24 protein-coding genes, 1 pseudogene and 1 riboswitch are annotated in these 24,686 nt (G+C 75.1%); of the genes and pseudogenes, 17 read left to right on the top strand and 8 right to left on the bottom strand.

The features are described 5' to 3' along the window. The first annotated feature begins 5 nt into the window (after positions 1-5). From BM339_RS39535 to BM339_RS39520, 4 genes and pseudogenes are all read left to right on the top strand, one after another. Positions 6-1,193, top strand: a complete 1,188-nt coding sequence (locus BM339_RS39535; RefSeq protein WP_075024191.1) for an MFS transporter — start codon at positions 6-8, stop codon at positions 1,191-1,193. 95 nt (positions 1,194-1,288) lie between these two features. Then, on the top strand, positions 1,289-1,780 hold the full coding sequence (locus tag BM339_RS39530; RefSeq protein WP_021595663.1) for an Lrp/AsnC family transcriptional regulator: 492 nt from the start codon (positions 1,289-1,291) through the stop codon (positions 1,778-1,780). Positions 1,781-1,890: 110 nt separating this feature from the next. Beyond that, positions 1,891-2,691 (top strand): annotated as a pseudogene (locus BM339_RS52785) (DMT family transporter); the annotation flags it as partial. Positions 2,692-2,795: 104 nt separating this feature from the next. Further along, positions 2,796-2,882, top strand: a riboswitch (ZMP/ZTP riboswitch). 53 nt (positions 2,883-2,935) lie between these two features. Further along, entirely contained in the window at positions 2,936-4,207 is a 1,272-nt protein-coding gene (locus BM339_RS39520) for a serine hydroxymethyltransferase (RefSeq protein ID WP_021595661.1), read from the top strand. An 18-nt stretch (positions 4,208-4,225) separates the two neighbouring features. Here BM339_RS39520 and BM339_RS39515 read toward each other — a convergent pair whose 3' ends face one another. Beyond that, positions 4,226-5,008, bottom strand: a complete 783-nt coding sequence (locus BM339_RS39515; RefSeq protein ID WP_021595660.1) for a class I SAM-dependent methyltransferase — start codon at positions 5,006-5,008, stop codon at positions 4,226-4,228. Beyond that, positions 4,992-6,074, bottom strand: coding sequence for a GNAT family N-acetyltransferase (locus tag BM339_RS39510; protein WP_024935108.1), 1,083 nt, complete (start codon positions 6,072-6,074; stop codon positions 4,992-4,994). Before BM339_RS39510 ends, BM339_RS39515 begins: the two co-directional genes overlap by 17 nt. Before the next feature lie 164 nt (positions 6,075-6,238). Here BM339_RS39510 and BM339_RS39505 point away from each other — a divergent pair, with 164 nt between their 5' ends. From BM339_RS39505 to BM339_RS39495, 3 genes are read left to right on the top strand one after another with little or no spacing between them, the layout of a single operon-like run. Continuing rightward, on the top strand, positions 6,239-6,919 hold the full coding sequence (locus tag BM339_RS39505; protein WP_024935109.1) for a carboxymuconolactone decarboxylase family protein: 681 nt from the start codon (positions 6,239-6,241) through the stop codon (positions 6,917-6,919). Next, positions 6,919-7,506: a GNAT family N-acetyltransferase gene (locus tag BM339_RS39500; protein WP_021600361.1), complete on the top strand. Its 588-nt coding sequence runs from the start codon at positions 6,919-6,921 to the stop codon at positions 7,504-7,506. The genes BM339_RS39505 and BM339_RS39500 overlap by 1 nt, the downstream gene beginning before the upstream one ends. A 50-nt stretch (positions 7,507-7,556) precedes the next feature. Beyond that, positions 7,557-8,993: an NAD(P)/FAD-dependent oxidoreductase gene (locus tag BM339_RS39495; protein WP_075024190.1), complete on the top strand. Its 1,437-nt coding sequence runs from the start codon at positions 7,557-7,559 to the stop codon at positions 8,991-8,993. Positions 8,994-9,011: 18 nt separating this feature from the next. Here the strand turns inward: BM339_RS39495 and BM339_RS39490 are convergent, their stop codons facing one another. Beyond that, positions 9,012-9,506 carry a MarR family winged helix-turn-helix transcriptional regulator gene (locus BM339_RS39490; protein WP_177287892.1) on the bottom strand — a complete coding sequence of 165 codons (495 nt, stop codon included), beginning with the start codon at positions 9,504-9,506 and terminating at the stop codon, positions 9,012-9,014. Positions 9,507-9,556: 50 nt separating this feature from the next. On the opposite strand from BM339_RS39490, the gene BM339_RS39485 reads away from it, so the two are divergent. Further along, the gene (locus tag BM339_RS39485; RefSeq protein ID WP_218163880.1) at positions 9,557-10,693 is read left to right on the top strand and encodes an amidohydrolase family protein; all 1,137 of its coding nucleotides are present in this window, start codon (positions 9,557-9,559) and stop codon (positions 10,691-10,693) included. Here the strand turns inward: BM339_RS39485 and BM339_RS39480 are convergent. Beyond that, positions 10,683-11,414 carry an aspartate/glutamate racemase family protein gene (locus tag BM339_RS39480; RefSeq protein WP_021599690.1) on the bottom strand — a complete coding sequence of 244 codons (732 nt, stop codon included), beginning with the start codon at positions 11,412-11,414 and terminating at the stop codon, positions 10,683-10,685. The two genes, BM339_RS39485 and BM339_RS39480, sit on opposite strands and share 11 nt — an antisense overlap. 99 nt (positions 11,415-11,513) lie before the next feature. Between BM339_RS39480 and BM339_RS39475 the strand changes: the two genes are divergently transcribed. After that, a complete protein-coding gene (locus BM339_RS39475; RefSeq protein ID WP_075024188.1) occupies positions 11,514-12,059 on the top strand; it encodes a helix-turn-helix domain-containing protein in 546 nt (181 codons plus the stop codon). Positions 12,060-12,079: 20 nt separating this feature from the next. On the opposite strand, the gene BM339_RS39470 is transcribed toward BM339_RS39475, so the two are convergent. The 4 genes from BM339_RS39470 to BM339_RS39455 are packed head-to-tail and all read right to left on the bottom strand — an operon-like array spanning position 12,080 to position 16,309. Then, complete coding sequence (locus tag BM339_RS39470) at positions 12,080-13,474, bottom strand: MmgE/PrpD family protein (RefSeq protein WP_024935113.1); 1,395 nt, start codon at positions 13,472-13,474, stop codon at positions 12,080-12,082. Further along, positions 13,471-14,283 carry a cyclase family protein gene (locus BM339_RS39465; RefSeq protein WP_024935114.1) on the bottom strand — a complete coding sequence of 271 codons (813 nt, stop codon included), beginning with the start codon at positions 14,281-14,283 and terminating at the stop codon, positions 13,471-13,473. Before BM339_RS39465 ends, BM339_RS39470 begins: the two co-directional genes overlap by 4 nt. Further along, entirely contained in the window at positions 14,280-15,125 is an 846-nt protein-coding gene (locus tag BM339_RS39460) for an HpcH/HpaI aldolase/citrate lyase family protein (protein WP_024935115.1), read from the bottom strand. The genes BM339_RS39465 and BM339_RS39460 overlap by 4 nt, the downstream gene beginning before the upstream one ends. Further along, positions 15,122-16,309: a CaiB/BaiF CoA transferase family protein gene (locus BM339_RS39455; protein ID WP_024935116.1), complete on the bottom strand. Its 1,188-nt coding sequence runs from the start codon at positions 16,307-16,309 to the stop codon at positions 15,122-15,124. The genes BM339_RS39460 and BM339_RS39455 overlap by 4 nt, the downstream gene beginning before the upstream one ends. A gap of 241 nt (positions 16,310-16,550) precedes the next feature. Between BM339_RS39455 and BM339_RS39450 the strand changes: the two genes are divergently transcribed. Genes BM339_RS39450 through BM339_RS39415 form a run of 8 tightly spaced genes read left to right on the top strand, consistent with a single transcriptional unit; the run spans position 16,551 to position 24,678 of the window. Then, complete coding sequence (locus BM339_RS39450) at positions 16,551-17,801, top strand: ABC transporter substrate-binding protein (protein WP_021599156.1); 1,251 nt, start codon at positions 16,551-16,553, stop codon at positions 17,799-17,801. Beyond that, the gene (locus BM339_RS39445) at positions 17,798-18,820 is read left to right on the top strand and encodes a branched-chain amino acid ABC transporter permease (RefSeq protein WP_081842563.1); all 1,023 of its coding nucleotides are present in this window, start codon (positions 17,798-17,800) and stop codon (positions 18,818-18,820) included. The genes BM339_RS39450 and BM339_RS39445 overlap by 4 nt, the downstream gene beginning before the upstream one ends. Continuing rightward, positions 18,817-19,872 (top strand): branched-chain amino acid ABC transporter permease, encoded by a 1,056-nt coding sequence (locus BM339_RS39440; protein ID WP_021599154.1) that lies wholly within the window; start codon positions 18,817-18,819, stop codon positions 19,870-19,872. The genes BM339_RS39445 and BM339_RS39440 overlap by 4 nt, the downstream gene beginning before the upstream one ends. Further along, positions 19,869-20,603, top strand: coding sequence for an ABC transporter ATP-binding protein (locus BM339_RS39435; RefSeq protein ID WP_024935117.1), 735 nt, complete (start codon positions 19,869-19,871; stop codon positions 20,601-20,603). Before BM339_RS39440 ends, BM339_RS39435 begins: the two co-directional genes overlap by 4 nt. After that, positions 20,590-21,288, top strand: coding sequence for an ABC transporter ATP-binding protein (locus BM339_RS39430; protein WP_021599152.1), 699 nt, complete (start codon positions 20,590-20,592; stop codon positions 21,286-21,288). The genes BM339_RS39435 and BM339_RS39430 overlap by 14 nt, the downstream gene beginning before the upstream one ends. Further along, a complete protein-coding gene (locus BM339_RS39425) occupies positions 21,285-22,643 on the top strand; it encodes an MmgE/PrpD family protein (protein ID WP_218163879.1) in 1,359 nt (452 codons plus the stop codon). The genes BM339_RS39430 and BM339_RS39425 overlap by 4 nt, the downstream gene beginning before the upstream one ends. Continuing rightward, on the top strand, positions 22,643-23,290 hold the full coding sequence (locus tag BM339_RS39420) for an aspartate/glutamate racemase family protein (protein ID WP_075024187.1): 648 nt from the start codon (positions 22,643-22,645) through the stop codon (positions 23,288-23,290). The genes BM339_RS39425 and BM339_RS39420 overlap by 1 nt, the downstream gene beginning before the upstream one ends. Beyond that, a complete protein-coding gene (locus BM339_RS39415; protein WP_021596822.1) occupies positions 23,287-24,678 on the top strand; it encodes an FAD-dependent oxidoreductase in 1,392 nt (463 codons plus the stop codon). Before BM339_RS39420 ends, BM339_RS39415 begins: the two co-directional genes overlap by 4 nt. The last annotated feature ends 8 nt before the right edge of the window (positions 24,679-24,686 follow it).

The raw sequence follows: 24,686 nt of genomic DNA, 5'->3' as shown, positions 1-24,686 counted from the left end.
AGGCCATGACCGTCGCCGCTCCCGCTCCCGCCGCCGCGGCGCCCGCCGGGGCCCCCTCCGGCCGCCGGGTGGTCGTGACCGTCGTCGCGATCCAGCTCGCCGCCTGCCTGGGGTTCTTCTCGGTGATGGCGCACCTGGTCGCGCATCTCCGGCACGACCTCGGGCTGCTGGCCGGAACGGTCGGGCTCGTCCTCGGGGTGCGGGTCGGCCTGCAGTTCGCGCTCCTGCTGCCCGTCGGGGCGGTCACCGACGCGATCGGCGCGCGGCGCACCGGGGCGATCGCCTGCGCCGTCCGCGCGGCGGGCTTCGCGCTGCTCGGCGCCGCCGACGGGGTCGGCGCGCTGCTGTGCGCGGCCGTGGTCCTCGCCGTGGGCGGGGCGCTCTACAACCCGGCCGCCCAGAGCCTGCTGGCCGGGGTGGACCCCGCCCGCAGGTCCGGCGGCTTCGCCGCCTACGTCGCGACCCAGCACATCGCGACGGTCGCGGGCCCGCCCCTGGGGCTCGCCCTGGTCACCATCGGGCCGGGGTTCGGGGCCCTGGCGGGCACGGCCGCCTCCCTGTGGGCGATCGCCGGCGGCCTGTTCCTCCTCCTGCCCCGGTCCGGTGGGAGGCCGGAGCCCGCGCGGTTCGGCGCCATCGCCGCGGGAGCGCGGGCGGCGCTCGGCGACCGCTCGTTCCTGCTGTTCGCGCTGATGACCGCCCCCACGACGCTGCTCGCCAACCACATCATGACCGCCGTGCCGCTCCTCGGGTTCACCTCCGGGGCGGCGACCCTCTGCTTCTGCGTGCTGGCCGCGGTCGCGGCGGCCCTCCAGCCGCTGGTGGCCGCCGGGCGCCGGGGCGAGCGGCCGTGGGTGCTGCGCCTCGGGCTGCTCTGCGCGGCGGCGGCGTTCTGCGTCCTCGCGCCGCTGGACGGGACGCAGACCGGCCCGCTGATGCTCGCGGCCGTCCTGAACGGCGTGGCGAACGGCCTCATCCAGCCGGCGATCTTCCGGCGCGCCGCCCGGCACGCGCCGTCCGGGCGCTTCGGCTCGTACTACGGCGTCCTGGCGTTCTGCGCCGGAATGTTCGCGTTCGCGGGGGACCTGGTGATCGGACGGCTGTTCGACCTCGGCCCGGCGGGCGCGGCCGGGGCGCTGCTCGGGGTCGGCGCCTTCGCGCTCGCCGCCGCGATCGGCACCCGTGGCCCGTGACCCGCGGCGTCGAATAATCTTCGGTGTACGGGACGTCCGGGCGCGTTTTCCGCGCGGGAGTTCGGCGTCCGGCGGCGAGTTCGGAAGGCGGGGACGTGGACGCGATCGACCAGGCGATCCTGCGGCGCCTGCAGCGGGACGGGCGGCAGACCAACCGGGAACTGGCCGAGGCGGTGGGGATCGCGCCGTCCACCGCCCTTGAGCGCACGAGGGCGCTGCGCGCCCGGGGCGTCATCACCGGCGTCCACGCGGCCGTCGACCTGGAGCGGCTGGGGCGCGGAGTCCAGGCGCTGATCTCGATCAGGATCCGGCCGCAGTCGCGCGAGGCCATCGAGTCCGCCCGCGACAGCATGGCGTCGATGCCCGAGACGATCGGCGTCTTCGTCGTCACGGGGAACGAGGACCTGCTCGTCCACGTGGCCGTGTCGAGCACCGCCTACCTGCGCGACTTCGTCCTCGACCGGCTGGCCCGCCGCAAGGAGTACGTGGACGTCCGGACCATCGTCGTGTACGACTACGTCCAGCCGGTGGAGCAGTCCGAACTTCCGTCGGCAGGGCCGCCCGAGAGCCGAACGCCGTACAGCTGATCGACGATAACCGCGTCTCAGGCCGAACGATCGACCGGCACCTAGTAGGAGAGTCGAACGAACGACGTCCCGTCGGACGATGGGCCGCACGTTTTCCTAGCGTCGTTCGCATGCACCGACGAAACACCTCCCTTGGCGCGTGGTCAGTCCTGGCAGCGGGCGTTCTGTGGGGGACGGTCGGGCCGGCGCAGGTGCTGGCCGACTCCTCCGCCGGCGCCGTCGCGGTCGGCGGCGCCCGGATCTTCTCCGGCGGGCTGATCCTCGCCGTCCTGGTGCTGGCGACGGACCGGCGCGCCTACCGCGCGCTGACCCGGCGGGCCTGGCCGCCGGTGCTGGCGGCCTCGGCCGCGACCGGGATCTTCCAGGCGTCGTTCTTCAGCGCGGTCGACCGGACCGGCGCCGCCGTCGCGACCGCCGTCGTGTTCGGGCTCGCCCCCGTCTCCACCGGCCTCTGCGAGCGGCTCGTCCTCGGCACCCGGCTCGGCCGCCGCTGGTGGGCGGGCACGGCCTGCGCGATCGGCGGCGTCGCGCTGCTGATGGTCCCGGCGTCGGCCGTCCACGCCGACCCGGCCGGGATCGCGCTCAGCCTCGTCGGCGGCACGTGCTTCGGCGTCTACACGGTCTCCGCCAAGGTCCTGACCGGCCGGGACGTCGGCATGGCCGCCGCGGTGTCGGTCACGCTGCTGGCCGGGGGAGCGGCCCTGCTGCCCTGGACGCTCGCCGAGCTGCCGGCCCTGGCCGAGCCGCGGTCGGCGGCGCTGGTGGCCTGGCTCGGCGTCGCCGCGACCGCCGTCGCGTACATGTCCTTCGTCGCCGGCCTCGGCCGCGTGACGGCCGCGACCGCGGGGACGCTCAGCCTCGCCGAGCCGCTCGTGGCCACCGCGCTCGCGATCGTCGTCCTCGGGGAACGGCTGTCGGCGCCGGTCGCGGCCGGATCGCTGCTCCTGCTCGGCGGCCTGTTCGTCGTCTCGGTCCCGGCGAAGGCCCGGCGCCGGGAGGAGCCGGCTCGGTATGATGGCTGGCACGCGACTGGCGCAGTCAAGGTGGAGACGACCACCGGGGAGCGAAAGTAGTCCGCACACCGCGCGCCTGGGTGTACGGGTCCCCGTCGCCGGGGCGCCCGAAGTCCCGGCGCCAACAGCGCGGAGGCTTGCGATGCACGAACCGGCCGTACCCCATCTGCAGGGCCAGGACCCCGAGATCGCCGGCCTGGTGGAGGCCGAGGCCCGCCGCCAGTACGAGAAGATCCGGCTGATCGCCTCGGAGAACTACGTGTCGGCCGCGGTCCTGGAGGCCGCCGGCACGGTCCTGACCAACAAGTACTCCGAGGGCTACGCGGGCAAGCGGTACTACGAGGGCCAGCAGAACGTCGACCCGATCGAGCTGCTCGCCATCGAGCGGGCGAGGGAGCTGTTCGGCGTCGAGCACGCCAACGTCCAGCCCTACTCCGGCTCGCCCGCCAACCTCGCCGTCTACATGGCGTTCCTGGAGCCCGGCGACCCGGTGATGGGCCTGTCGCTGCCGATGGGCGGCCACCTCACGCACGGCTGGTCGGTGTCGGCGACCGGGAAGTGGTTCCGCCCCGTCCGGTACGACGTGCGCGCCGACACCGGCCGGGTCGACATGGACCAGGTGCGCGACCTCGCCCTCAAGGAGCGCCCGAAGCTGATCTGGTGCGGTGGCACCGCCATCCCGCGGACGATCGACTTCCCCGCGTTCGCCGAGATCGCCCGCGAGGCTGGCGCGGTGCTCGCCGCCGACATCGCGCACATCGCGGGCCTCGTCGCCGGCGGCGCGCACCCGTCCCCGGTGGGCCACGCCGACGTGATCACCACGACCACGCACAAGACGCTGCGCGGTCCGCGCGGCGCGATGGTGCTGTCGACCGCCGAGCACGCGAAGGCGGTCGACAAGGCCGTCTTCCCCGGCCTGCAGGGCGGCCCGCACAACCACACCACCGCCGCGATCGCCGTCGCGCTGAAGGAGGCGGCGCGGCCGGACTTCACCGGCTACGCCCGGCAGGTCGTCGCGAACGCCAAGGTCCTCGCCGCCGCGCTGCTGGACCGCGGCTACGACCTGATCTCCGGCGGCACCGACAACCACCTGATCCTGATCGACCTGACGAACAAGGGCGTCGCCGGCAAGCCCGCCGCGCAGGCCCTCGACCGCGCCGGGATCGAGCTGAACTACAACGCCGTCCCGTTCGACCCGCGCAAGCCGTTCGACCCGTCCGGGCTGCGGCTCGGCACCGCCGCGATCACCACCCGCGGTGTCGGGGAGGACCGGATGCCGCGGATCGCGGCGTGGATCGACGAGGTCGTCCAGGCCGCCGCCAAGCAGGACGAGACGGTCGTGGATCGGGTCGCCGGGCAGGTCCGCGAGATGCTCGCGGCCTACCCGATGCCCGGCTGGAAGCCCGCGCCCTGACCCCGGCGGGGGAGGGCCTCAGCTCGGGCGCAGCAGCGTGATCATGCGCCAGGCCTCGGGGTCGGTGAGGGCGACCGCGTCCTCGCCGGCCCCGAAGTCGCCGTACCGCGCCACCGCCTCCAGGCCGCCGGCGAGGCGGACCGCGGCGTCCAGCTCGGTGGCGCTCCAGAACCGGTAGGGCACCACGTCGCGGATCACGCGCGTCGCGCCGTCCCCGGTGATGGTCATGGTGACGTGGTCGTCGGCGATCTGGGTGACCGGGTCCAGCCGGTCGGACGGCTCGCCCCACCGCACGCTCGCCTGGACGCCGTCCCGCTCGACCGTCCACCCCGTGCTGACGCTCGGTTCGTCGCCCAGCCGGTCCCGCGGGTGCGACATCTCCACGATGTAGAGGCCGCCGGGCGCCAGGTGCGCGACCACGCGGCGCAGGTGCGCGACGAACGCGTCCAGCGTCATCAGGTGGGACGTGGAGTCCAGCATGGTCACGACGAGGTCGAACCGGCGGCCGAGGTCGAACCGCGTCATGTCGTCCTGGACGACCTCCAGCCCGACGCCCCCGCGCTCGGCCCGGCGGGCGGCGTGGGCGCACATCCGCGGGTTGAGGTCGAGCGCGGTCGCGGCCACCCCGCGGCGGGCGAACTCGCGGGCGTGCTCGGCGGGCCCGGCGGCCAGCTCCAGCACCGTCGCGGGCGCCGCGCCCCGTTCGGCGCACCAGGCGAGGAGCACCTCCACCTCGGCCGGCACGTCGCGGAACGAGCACGCCAGCTCGTACGCCCACGGGTCGTCATAGATGCCGCTCACCCGCCCATCCTGCCAGCGCGCCGTCGGTCCCGGCGGGGCGGCCGTCGAGCCGCAGCCTGATCTCCACGACCGCGGTGTCCCCGGTGCGGCGCGTCCGCCCGCCGAGCGAGGTCAGCAGCCGCCGCATCCGCGCGTTCTCGCTGAGCGCCGTCGCGCGCACCTCGACCAGGCCGCGGTCGCGGGCCAGCGCCAGCAGCAGCCCCGCGAGCCCGCGGCCGAGCCCCCGCCCCTGCCAGGCGTCCTCGACCAGGAACGCGAGCTCCGCGACGCCCGGATCGACGACGTGGATGAGGTGGGCGAGTGCGAGCAGCGACCCGTCCGGTCCCTCCGCGACCAGCGTCAGGCCGCGCGACCGGTCGCAGAACCGCTCGATGACCCGCCGCGGCGGGTACGGCTCGGGGCTGAAGTACCGCATCCTCCGGCTGTCCTGCGAGCAGCGCTCGTGCAGCGCCCGGACGGCCTCGGCGTCGCGCCGCTCGATCGGCCGGACGACCACCTGCGTGCCGTCGCGCAGCACGATCCGGCGGGACGCGGGGCGGCGGGGCGCGGCGGGCAGCGCGGCCCGCACCAGCGCGTCCGCCCGCGCCGCCTCGGTCGCGGTGAACGGCAGCCCGAACCTGCGCAGCCGCACGGAACGGCCGCGGACCGGCACGTCCAGGACGCACCGGTCCGGGTCGCGCCCCTCCGGGGCCGCACCCGCGGGCGCGGCCCACCGCGCCTCGTCGGCGCGCAGCAGCTCGCCCAGGACCTCGGGCACCGCGTGCGGTTCGGCGCGCAGGCGGGCGGCCAGGGCGAGGGCGCGGGTCGGCTCGTCCACCAGCTCGTGCGGCCGGGCCGGGAGCACCGCGGTGCGCGCCCCGCCCGCCGCGCCCAGCGTCTCGGCGAGGGTCCGCGCGTCCGCGCCGCCGCGCGGCACGTCCACGATGAACTCGTCCACCACCCCGTCGGCGTCGAGCTGGACGGACAGCCCGAGGATGTTGGCGCCGCGCCGGCCCAGCGCGGCGGTGAGCAGGGCCAGCCGGCCGGGCCGGTCCTCGATCTCGGTGCGGATGCGGAACAGCGGCATGGGAACGTTCCCTCCGGGGTCCGGGAGCCCCGTTCGTGCCCGGTGCGGTCGCCGACCAGGCTCGCCGACCCGTGTTACGCGACCGCTACGTCATCGTGTGCCAGGGGTTTCACATTCCGGACGGGGGGTTGAGCCGCCCGCGCCGACCGCCTAGCGTGCGGTAAGTGATCGACCCCGTGAGCGGTGAGCACGTCAACGATCGACCGCGGCCCGGCCCGTCCACGACGCGGCTGCCGCTGCTGCTCCCCGGCTCGCTCAGCGACGAGCAGCGAGCCGTGTACGAGGCGGTGACGGGCGGTCCCCGCGCCGCCGGCCGCACCCCGCCGTTCGGGCTCGCCGACGACATCGGCCGGCTCCAGGGCCCGTTCAACGCGATGCTGTACAGCCCGGCCGTCGGGCTCCCGCTGCAGGACCTCGGCGCCGCGCTGCGCTTCCGGACCGGGTTCACCAAGCGCGAGCGGGAGATCGCGACGCTGGTCGTCGCGGCGCACGCCCGGTCCGACTACGAGTGGTACGCGCACGAGCGGATCGGGCGCCGGCACGGGCTCGGCGACGACGAGATGGACGCGCTGCGCCAGGGTCGCGCGCCGATGTTCGCCGACGTCCGAGAGCGCGTGGTGTACGAGGCGGCGCGGCAGCTCGCCGCCGAGGGCGACCTCGCCGACGCGGTGTTCACCGAGGCCGCCGCGACGCTCGGCCGCGCGGCCGTCGTCGAGCTGGTCGCGCTCGTCGGCTACTACCAGGCGCTCGCGCTGCAGCTGCGCGTCTTCCGGGTCGGCGTCCCGGAGGGCGAGCCCGCGCCCGAATGGCCCGCGGAACCCGCCGCGGGGGACGGCGATGACTGATGACTGAGGTGCTGCGCACGGTGCGGCTCGTCCTGCACCCGGTGTCGATGCGCGACCACCGCGCCCTGCTGACGCACTGGACGGGGCCGCTCGTCCGGCGCCACCTGTTCGACGACCGGATGGTCACGCCCGTCCAGGTCAGCGAGATCATCGAGGCCAGCGAGCGGGACTTCGCGACCGAGGGGTACGGGCTGTGGGCGCTGCGCCCCGCCCGCTGGTCCGCGGGCGTCGACGACCCGGTGCCGGGCGACCCGCTGGTCGGCGTGGCGGGGCTGAGCCACCACGAGGGGCCGCTCGGCCACGGCGTGGACGTGGAGATCCTCTACAGCCTGGAGCCGGACCACTGGGGGCAGGGCCTGGCCGCCGAGGCGTCCCGCGCGGTGCTCGACTACGCGTTCGGGGTGGTCGGGGTGCACCGGATCACCGCCGAGATCGACACGGCCAACGCCGCGTCGGCGGAGATCGCCCTGCAGCTCGGGATGCGCCGGTGGCGGGACGGGCCGGCCGGTCCGGACGGCGCCGCCTATTACGCGGCCGACCGGTCGCGCTGGATCGGATCCCGTCGAATTGTCGACGCGGTCCCATAGATTCCGTTGTCAACGGTTGATTTTGGTGCCGAATACAGCAGTATGAGCCCATGAGTTCCTCTGCGGGCCGGGTGCCGCTCGCCCCCGGCTTCGTCAACGGCGGCGTGTCCTTCTGGTACCGGGAGGCCGGGCGCCCGGTCCCCGGGCCCCGCCTGCCGGGCCCGCGCACCGCCGACGTGTGCGTCGTCGGCGCCGGGTACACCGGGCTCTGGACGGCCTACTACCTCAAGCGAGCCCGCCCCGACCTGCGGATCGTCGTGCTGGAGCGCGAGTTCGCCGGGTTCGGCGCGTCCGGCCGCAACGGCGGCTGGGTGCTGGGCGAGATCGCCGGGTCCCGGGAGCGCTATGCCGCCCGGCACGGCCGGCCGGCCGCGATCGCGCTGCAGCGCGCCATGTTCGGGGCGGTGGACGAGGTCGTCCGGGTCGCCGCCGAGGAGGGCATCGACGCCGGGCTCGTCAAGGGCGGCGTCCTGCACGTCGCCCGCAACGCCGCCCAGCGGGCCCGGCTCGCCGCCATGGTCGCCGAGGCCCGCTGCTGGGGCTGGACCGACGACGACTTCGTCCCGCTGCCCGCCGGCGAGCGCGACGACCGGCTGCGCGTCGAGGGCGCCACCGGCGCCGCCTGGAGCCCGCACTGCGCCCGCGCGCAGCCCGCCGCGCTCGTCCGCGGCCTCGCCCGGGTGGTCCGGGACCTCGGCGTGCGGATCTACGAGGGGACGCCCGTCGTCCGCATCAACCCCCGCCGCACCGGCGGGCCCGCCGCCGCGGTCACGCCGTACGGGACCGTCACCGCCGGGTACGTCCTGCGCGCCACCGAGGGGTTCACCGCCGGGCTCCCCGGGCACCGCCGCGACTGGCTGCCGATGAACAGCTCCATGATCGTCACCACCCCGCTGCCCGCCCGGACCTGGAAGGCGATCGGCTGGGAGCGCCGCGAGCTGCTCGGCGACATGGCGCACTACTACATATACGCCCAGCGCACCGCCGGCGACCGGATCGCGTTCGGCGGCCGGGGCCGCCCGTACCGCTACGGGTCCCGCATCGACGACGGGGGCCGCACCGAGCCGTCCACGATCGACGCGCTCTGGACGACGCTGACCGCGATGTTCCCCGCCGTCGCCGACGAAGGGCGGGTCGACCACGCCTGGTCGGGTGTTCTCGGCGTCCCCCGCGACTGGTGCGCGACGGTCGTGCTCGACCCCGCGACCGGCCTCGGCCACGCCGGCGGCTACACCGGGCACGGCGTCGCCGGCGCGAACCTCGCGGGCCGCACCTTCCGCGACCTCGTCCTGGGGGAGGACACCGAGCTGACCGCGCTGCCCTGGGTGGATCGGCGCGTCCGCCGCTGGGAGCCGGAACCGCTGCGCTGGCTCGGCGTCCACGCGATGTACGCCCTCTACCGCGCGGCCGACGCCCGCGAGTCGTCCGCCGGGTCGGCGCGGACGTCGTCCCTGGCCCTCCTCGCCGACCGGATCACCGGCCACTGACGAGGCGCCCGCCCAAGGTCAGGAGCGCCCGGATTCCTCGCCGGACGCCGGCGCCGCCGCGCGTTCCACGATGCCGGCGAGCAGCGCGACGAGCCGTTCGCGGTCGGCGGGGGAGAGCCGTCCGAACAGCCGCCCCCCGACGGCGCCCGCCGTCTCCGCGGACGAGCGCGCGCGCCGCCGGCCCTCGGCGGTCAGCTCGATCGCGTAGGCGCGCCGGTCGTGGGCGCTTCTGTTGCGCACCGCGAGCCCGAGCCGCTCCAGCTCGTCCATGATCCGGACGACCGCGGACTTGTCCAGGCCGAGGAGCGCGCCGAGGCGCCGCTGGCTGGTGGGCCCGAGCCGGTCGAGCGCGGACAGCACGGCGAAATGCCTCGTCTCGATCCCCAGCGGCCGCAGCTCGTCGCCCAGCGCGCCGCGCGCGGCCTGGTGGGCGGAGGCGAGCAGGAAGCCCAGCGCGGCGTCGTCGGTCCGCGGGTCGCCGAGCGCGGTCGGCTCCGGAGATTGGGTGTCCACCCTCCAGATATTAGGGGCCGATCATATAGTCTCACATAAGATGTTCTCGTATGCTCCTAGTGGGCGGCTTCGACGAGAGGTTGGAGGCACGTATGCGCGCCGAGGACGACGACCGTTCGAGTGGCGGGCCGAGCCGCCGGCGGGTGCTGACGTCGGCGGCCGCGGCCGGCGCCGCCGTGGCCGTGACCGGGCTGGGCTCGGCCGGTGCCGCCGCGGCGCCGGGGAGCGGCCAGCGGAGGGGACGGATCGACACCCACCACCACGCGCTGCCGCCCGCGCTCAGGGAGTGGGCGATCGAGCACGGCCTGCTGCCGCCCGAAGGCGGGCCGAACTGGGGCCGGTGGGACCTGAACCGGACCCTGGACACCATGGACGCCCTCGGCATCGCCGCCGGGGTGGCCTCGGCGCCCGCGCCGCCCGAGGCGCTGCGCGACCGGAAGACCGCCGTCTCGGGGACGCGCGTGTTCAACGAGTCGCTGGCGGGCCTCGTCCGCGACCATCCCACCCGGTTCGGCTTCTTCGCCTACCTGCCGCTGTTCCACGTCGATGTGGCGATCAAGGAGGCCGCCTACGCCCTGGACGAGCTGGGCGCCGACGGCGTCCTGCTGATGACCCACGCCGGCGGCCGCTATCTGGGGGACCCCGTGTTCGAGCCGCTGTTCGCCGAGCTGGACCGGCGCCGCGCGGTCGTGTTCACCCACCCGGTGGGCCTCGCCGACGCGCGGCCCGTCCCGGGGATCGACGAGTGGATCGCCGACTTCATGCTCGACACCACCCGCACCGCCCTCAGCCTGATCAACGCGGGCACCCTCGACCGGCACCGGCGCCTGTCGGTGATCCTCTCCCACGCGGGGGGCTTCCTGCCCTACCTTGGCGGACGGGTCGAGCACGCCGGCCGCCAGGGCGAGGGGCCGAGCCCCGGGGCGTTCCGGCGCGCCGTGCGGCGCTTCTACTACGACACCGCCATGCCCGCCTCGCCGTACGCGACGCCCAGCCTGCTGGCAGCAGCGGGAGCGGGGCGCCTGCTCTTCGGCACCGACTGGCCGCAGGTCGAGCGTCCCGAAGTGGACAGGACGACGGCGCTGCTCGACCGCGACCCGTCGCTGAGCCGGCGGGCGCGCGCCGCCGTCGTCCGGGAGAACGCGCTGCGCCTCCTGCCGACCCTGGCGAGGCGGCTCAGGCGGTGAGAGCCGGGCCGCCGCGCCAGGTAGGGATGGCGCGGCGGCCCACCGCCGCGTCGAACGCGGCGCGGGCCAGCAGGCGCGTGGAGTCGAGCGTCGGCAGCGGCGAGACCTCCGGCGCGACCAGGAGCGGGATCTCGGTGCACACCAGCGCGACGGCGTCGCAGCCGCGCTCGGCGAGCCGGCCGATGATCCGGACGTACTCGCGCCGGGAGTCCTCGGTGACGACCCCGTTCACCAGCTCCTCGAAGATGATCCGGTTGACGGTCTCCCGGTCGGCGGCCTCGGGGACCTCGGCGGCGATGCCGCGCGCGGCCAGCTCGCGCGGGTAGACGGGGCCGTCCATGGTGTAGCGGGTGCCGAGCACGCCGACGCGCGTGCGGCCGTCGCGGGCGGCCCGGTCGGCGACGACCCGCGCGATGTGCAGTCCGGGCAGCGCCAGGTCGCCGCCGGGGCGTTCCAGGGCCATGTGCGCGGTGTTGTCCGGGCACGCGAAGAAGTCCGCGCCCGCCGCGGCGAGCCGCCGGACGCTCTCGGCCAGGGTCTCCCGGATCGAGTCGTGGTCCCCGGCGTCCCACGCGGGCATGCTGCGCGCCAGCGCGATGAGGTCGAGCGTCACGTCCGGATGGTCGTCGGGGCCGAGCTCCCGGAAGCCCTCCTGGCAGAAGGTCCGGAAGCACAGCGCGGCGCCTTCGGCGCTGTGGGCGAGGATGCCGAGATGCCTCATGGGCCCGCTCCAGTTCGATATGGCGAACAATCGTCCAGTAGCCTGAACATACCCGAGAATGTTCGCCGAACCGAATATGTGGACGTCTGGAGCGAACGCATGGACCTCATCGCGCGGATCGCCGCGTCGATCCGCCGCGAGCGCAAGCGCGCCGGGCTCTCCCAGACCGAGCTGGCCAGGCGCGCCGGGCTGGCGAAGTCGACGCTCTCCCAGCTGGAGTCGGGCACCGGCAACCCGAGCGTCGAGACCCTCTGGGCCCTCGGCACGGCCCTGAACGTCCCGTTCAGCCGCCTGGTCGATCCGCCGCGCCCGGCCGTCCGGGTGATCCGCGCGGGGGAGGGGCCCGCCGCGCACTCGGACACGTCCGACTACACGGCCGCGCTGCTCGCGTCCTGCCCGCCGAACGCCCGCCGCGACCTCTACCGCGTCACCGCGGAGCCCGGGACGCCGCGCCTCTCCGATCCCCATCCACCGGGCACGACCGAGCACGTAGTCCTGAGCGCGGGCCGTGCCCTCGCCGGGCCCTCGGCCGAGCCGGTCGAACTGGCCCCCGGCGACTACATCACCTACCCCGGCGACGCCCCGCACGTCTTCGAGGCCCTGGCCCCCGGCACCTCGGCGATCTACCTGATGGAGCACATCTGAGGTCAGGCCGGGATCCGAGGTCAGGCCAGCAGGGACGTCAGCGAGCGCAGGTCCTCCACGCCGGCGAGACCGTAGGCGATGTCGGTGATCCGCTCGGCCTGGGACTCCGTGACACGCCGCACGGCGTTCAGCCGGAACTTCGTCGCCAGCTCGTCCGCCGAGAGCGGGTCGTCCGGCCCGCCCCGGTTGGCGTCCACCCGCTCCTCCAGGAGCGCCCCCTCCCGGGTGCGGACGCGCAGGACGGCCGGGAACTGGTGCGGGAAGATCTCGTCGCAGCGGGCGTCCGGCACGCAGCGGACCTTGGCGGCCAGCGCCAGGCGGCGGGGGTCCGCGGCGGCCTCGTCGGTGAAGTCCTCGTGGAAGACCCCGAGCCCGCCGCCGCCGAGGAGGGCCGCCGCGACGGTGTACGGGCCGGAGAACGCGGCGTGGTACCCGGACTCGGGACGGACCTTGTCCTCGTGCGGCTCGCCGATCGTCCGCAGGACGGGGCCCGGCGCGCCCAGCTCGATCGACTCGACGTCGCCTGGGTCCAGGCCGCGGGCGCGCAGCCGCAGCGCGGCGTCGATGCCGGCGTGCGTGAAGTGGTTGCACGGATACGGCTTGAAGAAGATGCCGGGAAGCTCCCAGTGCTCGCCCAGGCCGGAGGTGAGCGCGTCCAGGTCGACCCGGTCGCCGCAGAACGCCTGGAGCAGGCCGAACCGGCCTTCGAGGACGGTCGGCGGCCCCGTGATCCCCGTGCGGGCGAGCCCGGCGGCGGTCACGGCGGCGTGCGCGGCCCACCCGCAGTGGATCCGCTTCACCGTGCCGCCGGTGCGGTTGGCCTCCAGGATCCCCGCGCCCATGCTCGCCGCGATGCCCATGGCGTCGGCTATCCCAGCGGCGTCCAGGCCGGACAGCACGGCGGCGGACGCGGCGGCGCCGACCGCCCCGCAGATCGCCGTGGCGTGCTGGCCGCGCTCGAAGAACACCGAGTTGCCGAGCTCGCGGTCGTACCCGGCCATGCCGAGCCGCACGGTGATCTCGACGCCGGCCCCGACCGCGTCCAGCAGCCGGGCCCCGCCCGCCCCCCGCGCCTCCGCGACGGCCAGCGCCGCGGGCACCACGGACGCCGACGGGTGCAGGACGGACGGCAGGTGCGTGTCGTCGAAGTCCAGCGAGTGGGCGAGCGTCCCGTTGAGCAGGGCGGCGCTCGGCTCGGGGAGCCGCGCGCCGGTGCCGATCGCGGTGGCGCGGCCGGCCCCGCCCCATTCGGCGACCAGCTCCCCGACGGCCCTGGCCGGGCGCTCCCCGGTGGCCGCCAGGCTGTTGCCGAGCGCGTCCAGGACGCGGCGGGCGGCGTCGGCGCGCAGCTCCGCGGGCAGGCCGCGGGAGGCGGCGGACGCCGCCAGGTCCGCGAGCCGCTGGACGGGCGTCATGCCGACACCGCGGCGAGGGGGCGGACGGGAGAGCCGGTCCCGCCCTTGATCCGCAGCGGGGCCAGCACGAACACGAACTCGTGCAGCCGGGCCTCGGCGAGCGCCTCCAGGTTCAGGTGCTCCAGGATGAAGATCCCCGACTCGACCAGCAGGATCCGGTGCACGGGCAGCACCGCGTGGCCCGCGCCCTCGGGGATCTGCTCGTAGGCGGTCGTGTCGGCGCCCGTCGCGACGACCCCCCGCTCGGCCAGCCACCGCGCGGCGGACGGCGTCGCGCCCGGCACGCCGGTCTCCTTGCCGAGGTAGGCGGTCGCGTCGCCGAAGGTGCGGGCCCATCCGGTGCGGATCAGCGCCACGTCGCCCGGCCCGGGCTCGGCCCCCGCGCGCTTGGCGGCGAGGTCGAGGTCCTCGGCCGTGACGCCGTGGCCGGGCGGCAGCGTCGCCACCTCGTGGACGGCCGCCACGTCCAGCAGGACGCCCCGGCGGAGCAGGCCGGGAAGGTTCTCGGCCCCGTGCCGGGTGAAGACGCCCCCGCGCTGCGCGTCGGCCGCGGAGACCCCGCCGTGCAGCTCCCCGTCGTGGCTGACGTGCGAGAGCGCGTCGATGTGCGTGCCGACGTGCCCGCCCGTCACGATGATCTCGTTGGCGGCGGAGCCGCCGTCGGGGCGCTCCATGTCGCCGTGCCGCCGGATCAGCGTCATCCGGAACCCCGGATGGTTGGGGGAGCAGGGCATGCCGGTGAAGAACGGCTGGCCCAGCTCGATGAGCCGGACTCCTCCGGCCACGGCGGCGAGGAGCGGGTCGGTCATGGGGTGCGGCCTTCCTTGAGGGGGCGGGCGGCGGACTCGGCGGAGGCGGCGGCGTCGAGGACCCAGGCGGCGCGCTCGACGACGGCCCTGTCCACGAACCGGCCGGTGGAGTCGATCCACGCGGCGTCGCCGCGTTCGGTCAGCCGGCTCATCAGCTCGCGCGCCCAGGCGACGTCGCCGGGGTCGGGCGCGCAGGCCTCGTGCACGACGGGGATCTGCGCGGGGTGGATCACCGAGCGGCCGAAGAACCCGGCGCGGCGCCCGGCGAGGGTGTCGGCGCGGAGCCCGTCCAGGTCGCGGACGGCGGTCCACACGCTCTGCGGCGGGGACGGGAGCCCGGCGGCCCGCGCCGCCACCACCACCCGGGACCGCGGCCACGCCAGCGCGTCGCCGCCGGACACCCGCAGGTCGGCGGCCAGGTCGGCCTCGCCGAGCGAGATCCCGGCGACCAGCGGGTGCGCGGTCGCGAGGGCCAGGGCGTTCTCGACGCCGAGGGCCGACTCCAGGAGGGGGAACACCGGGACGCCGAGCGCGCCGGCGACGCGGCGCAGCTCGCCCGGGTCCTCGCATTTGGGGATCCGGACCCCGGCGAGCCCGCCCGGCGCGCTCGCGAGCAGGGCGATGTCGTCGGCGCCGTCCGGCGTGGCGGGCGCGTTGATCCGCACGTGGGCGGCGTGCCCGGCGGTGAGCGTGTCGAGGACGGTGCGCCGCGCCCCCGACTTGGCGGACGGGGCGACCGCGTCCTCCAGGTCGAGGACCACCGCGTCCGCGCCCGACGCGAGCGCCTTGCCGATGCGGTCCGGCCGGTCGCCCGGGACGTACAGCCAGGAGCGGGGCGTCACCTGATCACCCCCTTGCCGCGCAGGTCGTCCAGGCCGGCCTCGTCCACCCCGTACCGGGCGAGGATCTCGGCGGTGTGCGCGCCGAGCGGAGGCCCGGCCGACGCGATCCGCCCCGGGGTCCGCGACAGCCGGAACAGGATGTTCTGCATCCGCACCGGCCCGAGCTCGTCGTCGGGGACGGTCGCGATGGTGCCGAGCGCCTCGAACTGCGGGTCGGCCATGACGTCGGCGGCGGTGTAGACGGGCGCGACCGCGGCCTGCGCCTCCTCGAAGGCCGTGACGACCTCGTCCCGGTCGCGCGCGGCGATCCAGGAGCCGACGGCCTCGTCCAGCACGTCGGCGTGCGCGGCGCGCTCGGCCCCGGTGCCGAACCACGGCTCGTCGATCAGCTCGGGCCGGCCGACCAGCCGCATCACGCGCTCGGCGATCGACTGGGCGCTGGTGGAGATCGCGACCCAGCCGCCGTCGCGGGTCCGGTAGGTGTTGCGCGGCGCGTTGTTGTGGGAGCGGTTCCCGGTGCGGGCCTGCAGCTCGCCGAGCTGGTCGTAGGTGATGATCTGCGGGCCGAGCAGGGTGAGGATCGGCTCGATGATCGCCAGGTCGACCACCTGCCCCTCGCCGGTCGCCTCCCGCGCCCGCAGCGCCGTCATCACCGCGAAAGCGGTGGTCAGCGCGGCGATCCCGTCGGCGAGGCCGAACGGCGGCAGGGTCGGCGGGCCGTCCGGCTCCCCGGTGATCGCGGCGAACCCGCTCATCGCCTCGGCGAGCGTCCCGAACCCGGGCCGCCCGGCGTACGGTCCGGTCTGCCCGAACCCGGTCACCCGCGCGAGGACGAGCCGCGGGTTGGTCCTGCGCAGCTCGTCGTAGCCGAGGCCCCAGCGCTCCAGCGTCCCCGGCCGGAAGTTCTCGATCACCACGTCGGCGTCGGCGGCCATGCGGCGGAACAGGTCCTGGCCCTCGGGCGAGCCGAGGTAGAGGGTCATCGCCTTCTTGTTCCGGCCGAGCATCTTCCACCAGAGCCCGACGCCGTCGCGCCGCGCGCCATGACTGCGCACCGGGTCGCCCCTCGGGTGCTCGATCTTGATGACCTCGGCCCCGAAGTCGCCGAGCAGCGTCGCGGCGAGCGGGCCGGCGAACAGCGTGGCCGCGTCGAGGACCCGGACTCCGGACAGGGCGTCGGTCATGGACGGTACCGCCTTCACAGGAAGATCGTTCCGCTGGGAGAAACGGTTGTCGGTGATTCGGCCGGTTCGCGGACGCGCCCCGGACTTTCCAAATTGGCACTGCCTGTTGAGTTACGTCAAGTTAGCCCCAGATATTGACCGGGCGGCGTGACGGGTGCCACGATGGCGCATCAGTGACCTGCTGTTCCTCCTAGCGGAACACACGAGGGTGGAGCATCGGGCAGAGCGGCAGGAGAGATGAATGTCGGCTCGAAAGCTCGCCGCCGGGCTGGCGACGTGCGCGGTCCTGCTGGCCGCGGCCGGCTGCGGCGGCTCGGCGCCGTCCGGCGCGGCCGGAGTGGCGGCCGGACGCGACGAGGGCCCGGTGAAGATCGGTGCGCTGCATCCGGTCAGCGGCGCCAACGCGGTCGACGGCCAGCAGATGCGGCGCGGCGCGCAGATGGCGGTGGAGGCGATCAACGCCGCGGGCGGCATCAGGTCCCTCGGCGGACGCGAGGTCGAGCTGGAGACGGGCGACACCCAGGGCAAGGCGGAGGTCGGCCAGAGCGAGGCCCAGCGGCTCATCTCCGAAGGGGCGGTCGGGCTCGTCGGCACCTACCAGAGCGCCGTCAGCACCAACGTCGCGGTCGTCGCCGAACGCAACCGGGTGCCGTTCGTCATGGACGTCACCGCCTCGGACGCGATCTTCGCGAACGGCTACCGGTACTCGTTCCGGGTCCAGCCCGGCAGCGCGGCCATCGCGGGCGCCGCCGCCCGCTACCTCAAGGAGGTGTCGGACCGGGCGGGCAGGCCCGTGCGGAAGGTCGCGTTCCTGCACGAACAGACCGACTTCGGCAGCGGCGCCGCCGAGGCGTTCGCCAAGGCGGCGGGAAGGCTCGGCATCGAGGTCGGCCCCGACATCAGCTACGACGCGCTCACCGTGTCCGACCTCACCGCGCAGGTCACCCAGGTCAAGGCGTCCGGCGCGGACGTGCTGGCCGTCGCCGGCTACTACCGCGACAGCCTGCTCGCCGCCAAGGCGGTCGCCGCGGTGAAACCGGACCTGAACGCGGTCTGGGGCGTCTCGAACGGCGCCTACGACCAGCCGAAGTTCGTCACCGACGGTGGCGCCACCGCCGAGCGGATCTTCAGCACCAACTACCACTTCGACGCCAGGAACCCGAAGACGGCCCGGCTGCGGGCGGACTACCAGCGGCGCTACGGCGCCCCCATGCGCACGGGCGCGGTCCTCGCCTACGACGCGGTCCAGGTGATCGCGCAGGGCGTGGAGCGCGCGGGCACCACCGACGCGGAGAAGGTGCGCGACGCCATCGCGTCCTCGAAGGTCGAGCCCCTCACGGTCGGCACCGGCCCGATCACCTTCGCCCCCAACGGGGACAACGGCAACGCCCTGCCCGTCCTCATGCAGGTGCAGGGCGGCCAGGTCAAGCAGGTCTATCCGCAGGAGAAGGCCGAATCCCAGCCCAACTACTCGGTGACGTGGCGGTCATGAGCGACACAGGAACGAAGGCCCAGTCCCCTCCCGCCCCCGCTGCCCCCCGCCGCCCCCTCCTCGGCGGCGACGGGACCGGGGCCCTCCTCAAGCGCGCCGCCGTCACCGGCGGCCTGGTGGCCGCCGCGATCGCGGTCGCCCTGGTCAAGTCCGGCAGCGGCCTGGTCGTCTGGCAGTCGGTGGTCACCGGCCTGCTGATGGGCGGGCTGTACGGCCTGATCGCGATGGGCCTCACGCTGATCTTCGGCGTGCTGGACATCGTCAACTTCGCGCACGGCGCGCTGCTCGCCATCGCGATGTTCATCGCGTTCGGCGTCGTGCAGGGCACCGGCCTGCACCCCTACCTGACCCTGCTGGTCGCCGTGCCGGCGCTGTTCCTCATCGGCGCGGTCGCGCACCGCGGGCTGCTCAGCGGGACGGGCGGCGCGTCCCTGGAGAACCAGCTGCTCATCACGCTCGGCCTGTCGCTGCTGCTGGAGAACGGGCTGCTGATGTTCTTCGGTGCCGAGCCCAAGAACGTCGCGCTGCCCGGCGACTTCCAGTTCTCGCTGTTCGGCGCGGTCGTCCCCGGCGCCCGGCTGTACGCCTTCCTCGGCGCGATCCTGATCGGCGCGGCGCTGTTCTGGCTGCTGCGCCGCACCCGGCTCGGAACGGCGATCCGCGCGGTCGCCGCGAACGGGCAGGGCGCCGAACTGGTCGGCGTGAACGTCCGGCGCGTCCACACCCTCACGTTCGCGATCGGGACGGCCTGCGCCGGGGCCGCCGCGGTGCTGGCCGCGCCGCTGGTCACGGTCACGCCGACGCTCGGCGAGCAGTTCAACATCACCGCGTTCGTCGTCGTGGTGCTCGGCGGCATGGGCAACGTCGCCGGCGCGCTCGCCGGCGGGCTGCTGATCGGGCTGGTCGAGCAGCTCACCACGATCTACATGGACGGCCAGAGCTCGCTGCTCGGCGTGTTCGCCGTCTTCCTGGTCGTGCTGTTCCTCCGGCCGCAGGGGCTCTTCGGGAGGCGGTCATGACGGGCATCACCCTGACCGGCCGCTCCGGCGCGGGCGCCGCCCGCCCGGCCAAGGCGCCGCCGCTGCGGCCGCAGAACCGGCAGGTCGCCGTCCTCGCGGTGCTGCTGGTGGCCGCGATCCCGCTGCCGCTGGTGCTGCCGCCCGCGCAGGGCGCCGTCGCCGTCCGCATCCTGATCTTCGCGCTGATGGCCATCGGCTGGAACGTGATGAGCGGGTTCGGCGGGATGTTCAGCTTCGGGCACGCCGCGTTCTTCGGCCTCGGCGCCTACACCAGCGCCTACCTGCTGGTCGAGCACAACGTGTCGCCGTGGATCGGGATGCTCGCCGGGATGGCGGTCGCCGCCGCGGTCGCCGTCGTCATCGGCTTCTTCGCGTTCCGCTACAAGCTCCAGGGCGCCTACTTCGCGCTGGCGACGTTCGCGTTCGCCGAGATGCTCCGGCTGGTCGTCACGACGACGGAGTTCACCAACAAGGCGGTCGGGTTCACCGTCCCGCTGATCCAGGGCGCGTCGTTCTGGAAGATCCAGTTCGCGGCGGACTCGCCCGCCTACTTCTGGATCGCGCTCGGCCTGGCCGGCCTGGCCGCCCTCGTCAGCATCCTGTTCCTGCACTCGCGGACCGGCCGCTACGTCACCGCCATCCGCGACGACGAGCTCGCCGCGGCGTCCCTCGGCACGCCCGTGATGCGGTACAAGCTGGTCACGGTCGCCCTGTCGGCCGCGATCACCGCGGTCGCCGGCGCCTTCTACACGCAGTACTACCTGTTCGTGAACCCGGACCTGGCGTTCGGGTCGGCGGTGTCCATCCAGGCGATCGCGACCGTCGTCATCGGCGGCATCGGCACGATCTGGGGCCCGGTCGTCGGTGCGGTCATCCTCGGCGCGCTGTCGGACGTCACCGCCACCCTGCTGCGGACGCCGCCCGACTCCCTGAGCTTCCTGCAGGGACGGAGCGGGCTGGACGTCGCCGTCTACGCGGTCCTGCTGATCCTGATCGTCCGGCTGCTGCCCAAGGGCATCGTCGGCACGATCGCCGAGAGGTGGCGCAGATGAGCATCCTCACCGTGACCGGCGTCGGCAAGGGCTTCCGGGGCCTGCGGGCGCTGTCGGAGATCGACTTCCAGGTCGGGGAGGGCGAGATCCTCGGCATCATCGGCCCCAACGGAGCCGGGAAGACGACGCTGTTCGACGTCGTCTCCGGCGCCCTCGCCCCCGACGCGGGACGGGTGGTGTTCGGCGGCCGGGACGTCACGGGGTCCTCGCCCGACCGCATCGCCCGCGCCGGCATGGTCCGGACGTTCCAGCTGATGCGGCCGTTCGGGAGCATGACCGTCCTGGAGAACGTCGGCCTCGCCGCCCAGCACCGGCGCCAGTCGCCGCACCGGCTGCGCCGGCGGTCGCTGGACGTCGTGGAGCGCGTCGGCCTCGGGCCGTGGGCGCACTGCAACGCCACCGAGCTGCCCACCGCCGGGCTGAAGCGCCTCGAACTCGCGCGGGCACTGGCGATGCGGCCGAAGGTCCTGCTGCTGGACGAGGTGCTCGCCGGGCTCGTCCCGGCCGAGCGCGAACCCGTCCTGGACCTGCTCGCGGCGCTCCGCTCGGAGGACGGCACGACGCTGCTGTTCATCGAGCACATCATGGCCGCGGTGATGCGGCTGTCCGACCGGGTCCTCGTCCTGGACCAGGGCCGGGTGCTGGCCACCGGAACGGCCGAGGAGGTCACCTCCGATCCCCGGGTGATCGAGGCGTACCTCGGAGAGGAGCCCGGCGATGTTGAGGCTTGACAAGCTCTGCGCCGGCTACGGGCGGATGCGGATTCTGCACGAGGTCGACCTGCGGCTCGACGAGGGCGAGATCGTCGCGCTCGTCGGCGCGAACGGCGCGGGCAAGACCACGACGCTGCGCGCGATCTGCGGCCAGCTGCGCCCGGAGTCCGGCACGATCACGTTCGGCGGGACGGCGACGGCCGGGCGGCGCCCCGACCAGCTCGTCCGGGACGGGCTCGTGCACGTCCCCGAGGGGCGGGCCCTGTTCGGCACGCTCACCGTCGAGGAGAACCTGCGGATGGGCGCCTGGACGTGCCCCGCCGAGACCGCCGCCGGCCTGCGCGAGGTGTTCGAGCTGTTCCCCGTCCTCGCCGAGCGCCGCACGCAGGTCGCGCAGACGTTCAGCGGCGGGCAGCAGCAGATGCTCGCGATCGGCCGCGCGCTGATGGCCCGGCCGAAGCTGCTGATGCTCGACGAGCCGTCCACCGGCCTGTCGCCGAAGCTGACGTGGGCGGTGCTGGACGCGGTCAAGCGGATCCGCGACTCCGGCGTGGCGGTGCTGCTTGTCGAGCAGAACGCCAAGCAGGCCCTCGGCATCGCCGACCGCGCCTACGTCATGGAGAGCGGGTCGACCGTCCTGCATGGCACGGGCGGCGAGCTGGCCGGGTCCGCCGAGGTCAGGAAGGCGTACCTGGGCCTGTGAGGAACGCGGCTTCGACGGACGCGCGGACGGCCACGGCCCGGCTGGGGGAGTGGGCGGCCCGCTTGGACGCGGCCGGCGTTCCGGCGCCGGTGCTCGACCGGCTGTCGCTCGTCCTGCTCGACGTCGCGGGCGTGACCGCCCTCGGCGCCGGGCAGGACGGCATGCGCGCGGTGCGCTCGTCCTGGAACGCTCCCGGCGGGCCCGCCCCGCTCATCGGCGGCGGCCGGTGCGTGCCGGTGGACGCCGCCGCCTGGCTGAACGCGATGGCCCTCGTCCGCCTCGAACTGGACGAGGGCAACAAGTACGCCAAGGGGCATCCCGCGGCGCACGGCTTCCCGGCCGTCCTGGCGCTGGCGTGCGAGCTGGACGCCTCGGGGCCCGACACCGCCGCCGCGCTGCTCGCCGCCTACGAGGTCGCGTCCCGGTTCGGGCGGGCGACGCGGCTGCGGCCCGGCGCGCATCCGCACGGCAGCTGGGGCGTCGCGGGCGCCGCCGCCGGGTGCGCGCGGCTGCTCGGCCTCGGCCCGGACGCGGTCGCCGCCGCGATCGACACGGGGGCCGGGCTGCCGGTCGCCGGCCATTTCGCGTCCGCGACGGACGGCAACCCGGTGCGGGACGCGTGGATGGGCGCCGCCAACATGTCCGGCCTGGTGGCGGCGCGGATGGCGGCCGCCGGGATCGCCCGCAACACCGGCACGGCGGCGCTCTCCCTCGGGAGCCTGCTGGGCGGGTTCGAGCCGTCCGAGCTGACCGGCGGCCTCGGCGAGCGCTGGGACATCACGCGCGGCTACTTCAAGCGGCACGCCTCCTGCTCGTTCACCCACCCGGCCGCCGACGCGGTGCTCGGCCTGCGCGGCGGCCTCGATCCGTCCCGGATCACCGGGATCCTGGTCGAGACGCACGCGCTCGGCGCCGGCCTGGCCTCGGCGGAGTGGGACAACCGGCTGTCGGCGATGTTCTCCACGCCGTTCGCCGTCGCCGCGGCCCTGCTCCACGGCGAGGTCGGGCCGCGCACCGACACCGGCGACCCGGCCCTGCGGGCGCTGGCGCGGCGCGTCCGGCTGGCGGAGGCGGCCGACCTGACCGCGCGCCTCCCGGACGAGCGCGCCGCCCGCGTCACGGTCTCGCTGGACGACGGGACGACCCGCACCCGCGAGGTGCCGAACCCCGTCGGCGACGCCGACCACGACCCGCTGGGCGAACAGGACGTCCTGGCGCTGCTCAAGGGCTGGCTGCCCGGACGCGCCGGCCTGGTGGACCGCGCGGCGGCCCTCGCCCGCGCCCTGCCCGCCCTGGCCCACGTCGGCGAGCCCCTGCGCGGGCTCGCCGGCGACGAGACGAAGGAGCCGCACTGATGCGCGCACTGGCGGTGACGCCGATCCATCTGCCGCCGGAGGAGATCCGGCGCAGGCAGGCCCGCTACGACCGGCTCGCCCCGCCCGGCCTCGCGGTCGAGCTGCGCGACGTCGGCCCGGCCGCGCCCGGATCCCTGGACGACGAGGCGTCGGTCCGGGCGTCCGAACGGGAGGTCGCCGCCGCGCTGGCGGGGGTGGGGCAGGGTTTCGACGTCGCGTTCCCCGACTGCGTGCTCGACCCGGCCGTCCCGGACGGCCCGGCTTCTGACCAGGGCGTTCCGGTCAACGGGCTGCTTAAGCTGAGCGGTATGCACCTTGCCGCGGCGAACGTCCGGTTCGGGACGGTGGTGCGGAACGAGGCGATCGGCGCGGAGCTCGGGCGCCGTCTCAAGGACTACGGCCTGGAGGCCTATGTCGCCGGGATCGCGGTCCTGGACCTGCCGTTCGACGCCATCGCCGACGCCGACGCCTGGAACGCCGCCCTCGCCGAGGCCGTGGACGCGCTCGCCGCCGCCGGCGCCGCCGCCGTGATCAACGGCTGCTCGGCCGTCGACGTCGAGGAGGACCGGTTCGCGGCCCGCGTCGTCGATCCCACGGCCCTCGCACTGAAGCTGATGACCCTGACGACGATGGGGAGGAGCGCGTGACGGGCGGTCCCGACCTCGTCGTCGCCGGCGCGGGCGGCGGCCTCGCCGGGGCGCTGCGCGCCGCCGAACTCGGCCTCACCGTGCTCGTCGTCGAGGCGAGCGAGCACTTCCGGCGCGGCAACAACACCTCGATGTCCACCGCGATGTTCCCCGGCGCGGGCTCCCGCTGGCAGGCGTCCGAAGGTGTGGGCGACTCGCCGGAGCGCTTCGTGGCCGACATCATGGCCAAGACCGGGGGACACGCGGACGCCCGCCTCGCCCGGACGCTCGCCGGCGTCAGCGGCCCCCTCGTGGAATGGCTCGCCGACTCGGCCGGGCTGCCGCTGTCCCTGGTGACCGACTTCAACTACCCCGGGCATTCCGTACCGCGCTGCCACTCCGTGCCCGGACGGCACGGCTCCACCGTGATCGACCACCTCGCCCGCCGCGTCCGCGACCATCCGGACATCGACCTGCTCGTCCCGGCCAGGCTCGTGGACGTGCGCACCGGCCCGGACGGCGCGGTGCGCGCCGCCGTCGTCCAGTACCCGGACGGGACGCGCGAGGACATCCCGACCGGCGCCGTGCTGCTCGCGACCAACGGCTTCGGCGCCGACCGCGCGCTCGTGGAACGCCACCTGCCGGAGATCGCCGGTGCCCTCTACCAGGGCGGTGACCAGTCCCTGGGCGACGCGCTGCGCATCGGCCGCGGCCTCGGCGCCGCCACCGGCTACCTGGACGCCTACCAGGGCCACGGCGCCGTCGCCGCCGGCGCGGGCACCCTGGTCGGCTGGGCCACCGTCATCCACGGCGCGATCATGGTCGACCTCGGCGGGCGCCGGTTCGGGAACGAGACCCGCGGCTACTCCGAGTACGCCGCCGAGCTGGCCGCCCGGCCCGGCGGCACCGGCTGGATCGTCCTGGACGAGACGGTCGCCGGGCAGTGCGAGCGGTTCAAGGACTTCCGCGACACCGTCGAGTCGGGGGTGCTCGTCCGGGCGGACGACGCCGAGGGACTCGCCGAGGCCACCGGCCTGCCCGCCGGAGCCCTCGCCGCCGAGCTCGCGGCGAGCGCCTCCGCCGCGCGCGGCGAACGTCCCGACGAGCACGGCCGCACCCACTGGGAACGGCCGCTCGCCCCTCCGTACGCCGCGGTCCGCGTGGTCCCCGCCCTGTTCCACACGCAGGGCGGGCTGCTCGTCGACGAGGACGCGGCCGTCGTCGACCCGGACGACCGCCCCATCCCCGGCCTGTACGCGGCGGGCGGCGCCGCCGCCGGGATCTCCGGCCACGGAGCCGGCGGGTACCTGCCCGGCAACGGCCTGCTGCCCGCCTTCGGGCTCGCTTACCTTGCGGCCGGCGCCGTCGCCCGTGAGCGAGCCGCCCACATGACCACCCGCGAGAACTGAGGAGAGAT

The sequence above is a fragment of the Actinomadura madurae genome (assembly GCF_900115095.1).
Taxonomy (GTDB): Bacteria; Actinomycetota; Actinomycetes; order Streptosporangiales; family Streptosporangiaceae; genus Spirillospora; species Spirillospora madurae.
Note: the sequence above shows the minus strand (reverse complement) of the source record. Positions and strands in the feature narration are given on the sequence as shown.

Coding starts and splice junctions, on each gene's coding strand:
- BM339_RS39535 (WP_075024191.1), top strand. CDS start 6: ATGACCGTCGCCGCTCCCGCTCCCGCCGCCGCGGCGCCCGCCGGGGCC.
- BM339_RS39520 (WP_021595661.1), top strand. CDS start 2,936: ATGCACGAACCGGCCGTACCCCATCTGCAGGGCCAGGACCCCGAGATC.
- BM339_RS39510 (WP_024935108.1), bottom strand. CDS start 6,074: ATGCCGCTGTTCCGCATCCGCACCGAGATCGAGGACCGGCCCGGCCGG.
- BM339_RS39500 (WP_021600361.1), top strand. CDS start 6,919: ATGACTGAGGTGCTGCGCACGGTGCGGCTCGTCCTGCACCCGGTGTCG.
- BM339_RS39495 (WP_075024190.1), top strand. CDS start 7,557: ATGAGTTCCTCTGCGGGCCGGGTGCCGCTCGCCCCCGGCTTCGTCAAC.
- BM339_RS39485 (WP_218163880.1), top strand. CDS start 9,557: ATGCTCCTAGTGGGCGGCTTCGACGAGAGGTTGGAGGCACGTATGCGC.
- BM339_RS39480 (WP_021599690.1), bottom strand. CDS start 11,414: ATGAGGCATCTCGGCATCCTCGCCCACAGCGCCGAAGGCGCCGCGCTG.
- BM339_RS39475 (WP_075024188.1), top strand. CDS start 11,514: ATGGACCTCATCGCGCGGATCGCCGCGTCGATCCGCCGCGAGCGCAAG.
- BM339_RS39470 (WP_024935113.1), bottom strand. CDS start 13,474: ATGACGCCCGTCCAGCGGCTCGCGGACCTGGCGGCGTCCGCCGCCTCC.
- BM339_RS39465 (WP_024935114.1), bottom strand. CDS start 14,283: ATGACCGACCCGCTCCTCGCCGCCGTGGCCGGAGGAGTCCGGCTCATC.
- BM339_RS39455 (WP_024935116.1), bottom strand. CDS start 16,309: ATGACCGACGCCCTGTCCGGAGTCCGGGTCCTCGACGCGGCCACGCTG.
- BM339_RS39450 (WP_021599156.1), top strand. CDS start 16,551: ATGTCGGCTCGAAAGCTCGCCGCCGGGCTGGCGACGTGCGCGGTCCTG.
- BM339_RS39445 (WP_081842563.1), top strand. CDS start 17,798: ATGAGCGACACAGGAACGAAGGCCCAGTCCCCTCCCGCCCCCGCTGCC.
- BM339_RS39440 (WP_021599154.1), top strand. CDS start 18,817: ATGACGGGCATCACCCTGACCGGCCGCTCCGGCGCGGGCGCCGCCCGC.
- BM339_RS39435 (WP_024935117.1), top strand. CDS start 19,869: ATGAGCATCCTCACCGTGACCGGCGTCGGCAAGGGCTTCCGGGGCCTG.
- BM339_RS39430 (WP_021599152.1), top strand. CDS start 20,590: ATGTTGAGGCTTGACAAGCTCTGCGCCGGCTACGGGCGGATGCGGATT.
- BM339_RS39420 (WP_075024187.1), top strand. CDS start 22,643: ATGCGCGCACTGGCGGTGACGCCGATCCATCTGCCGCCGGAGGAGATC.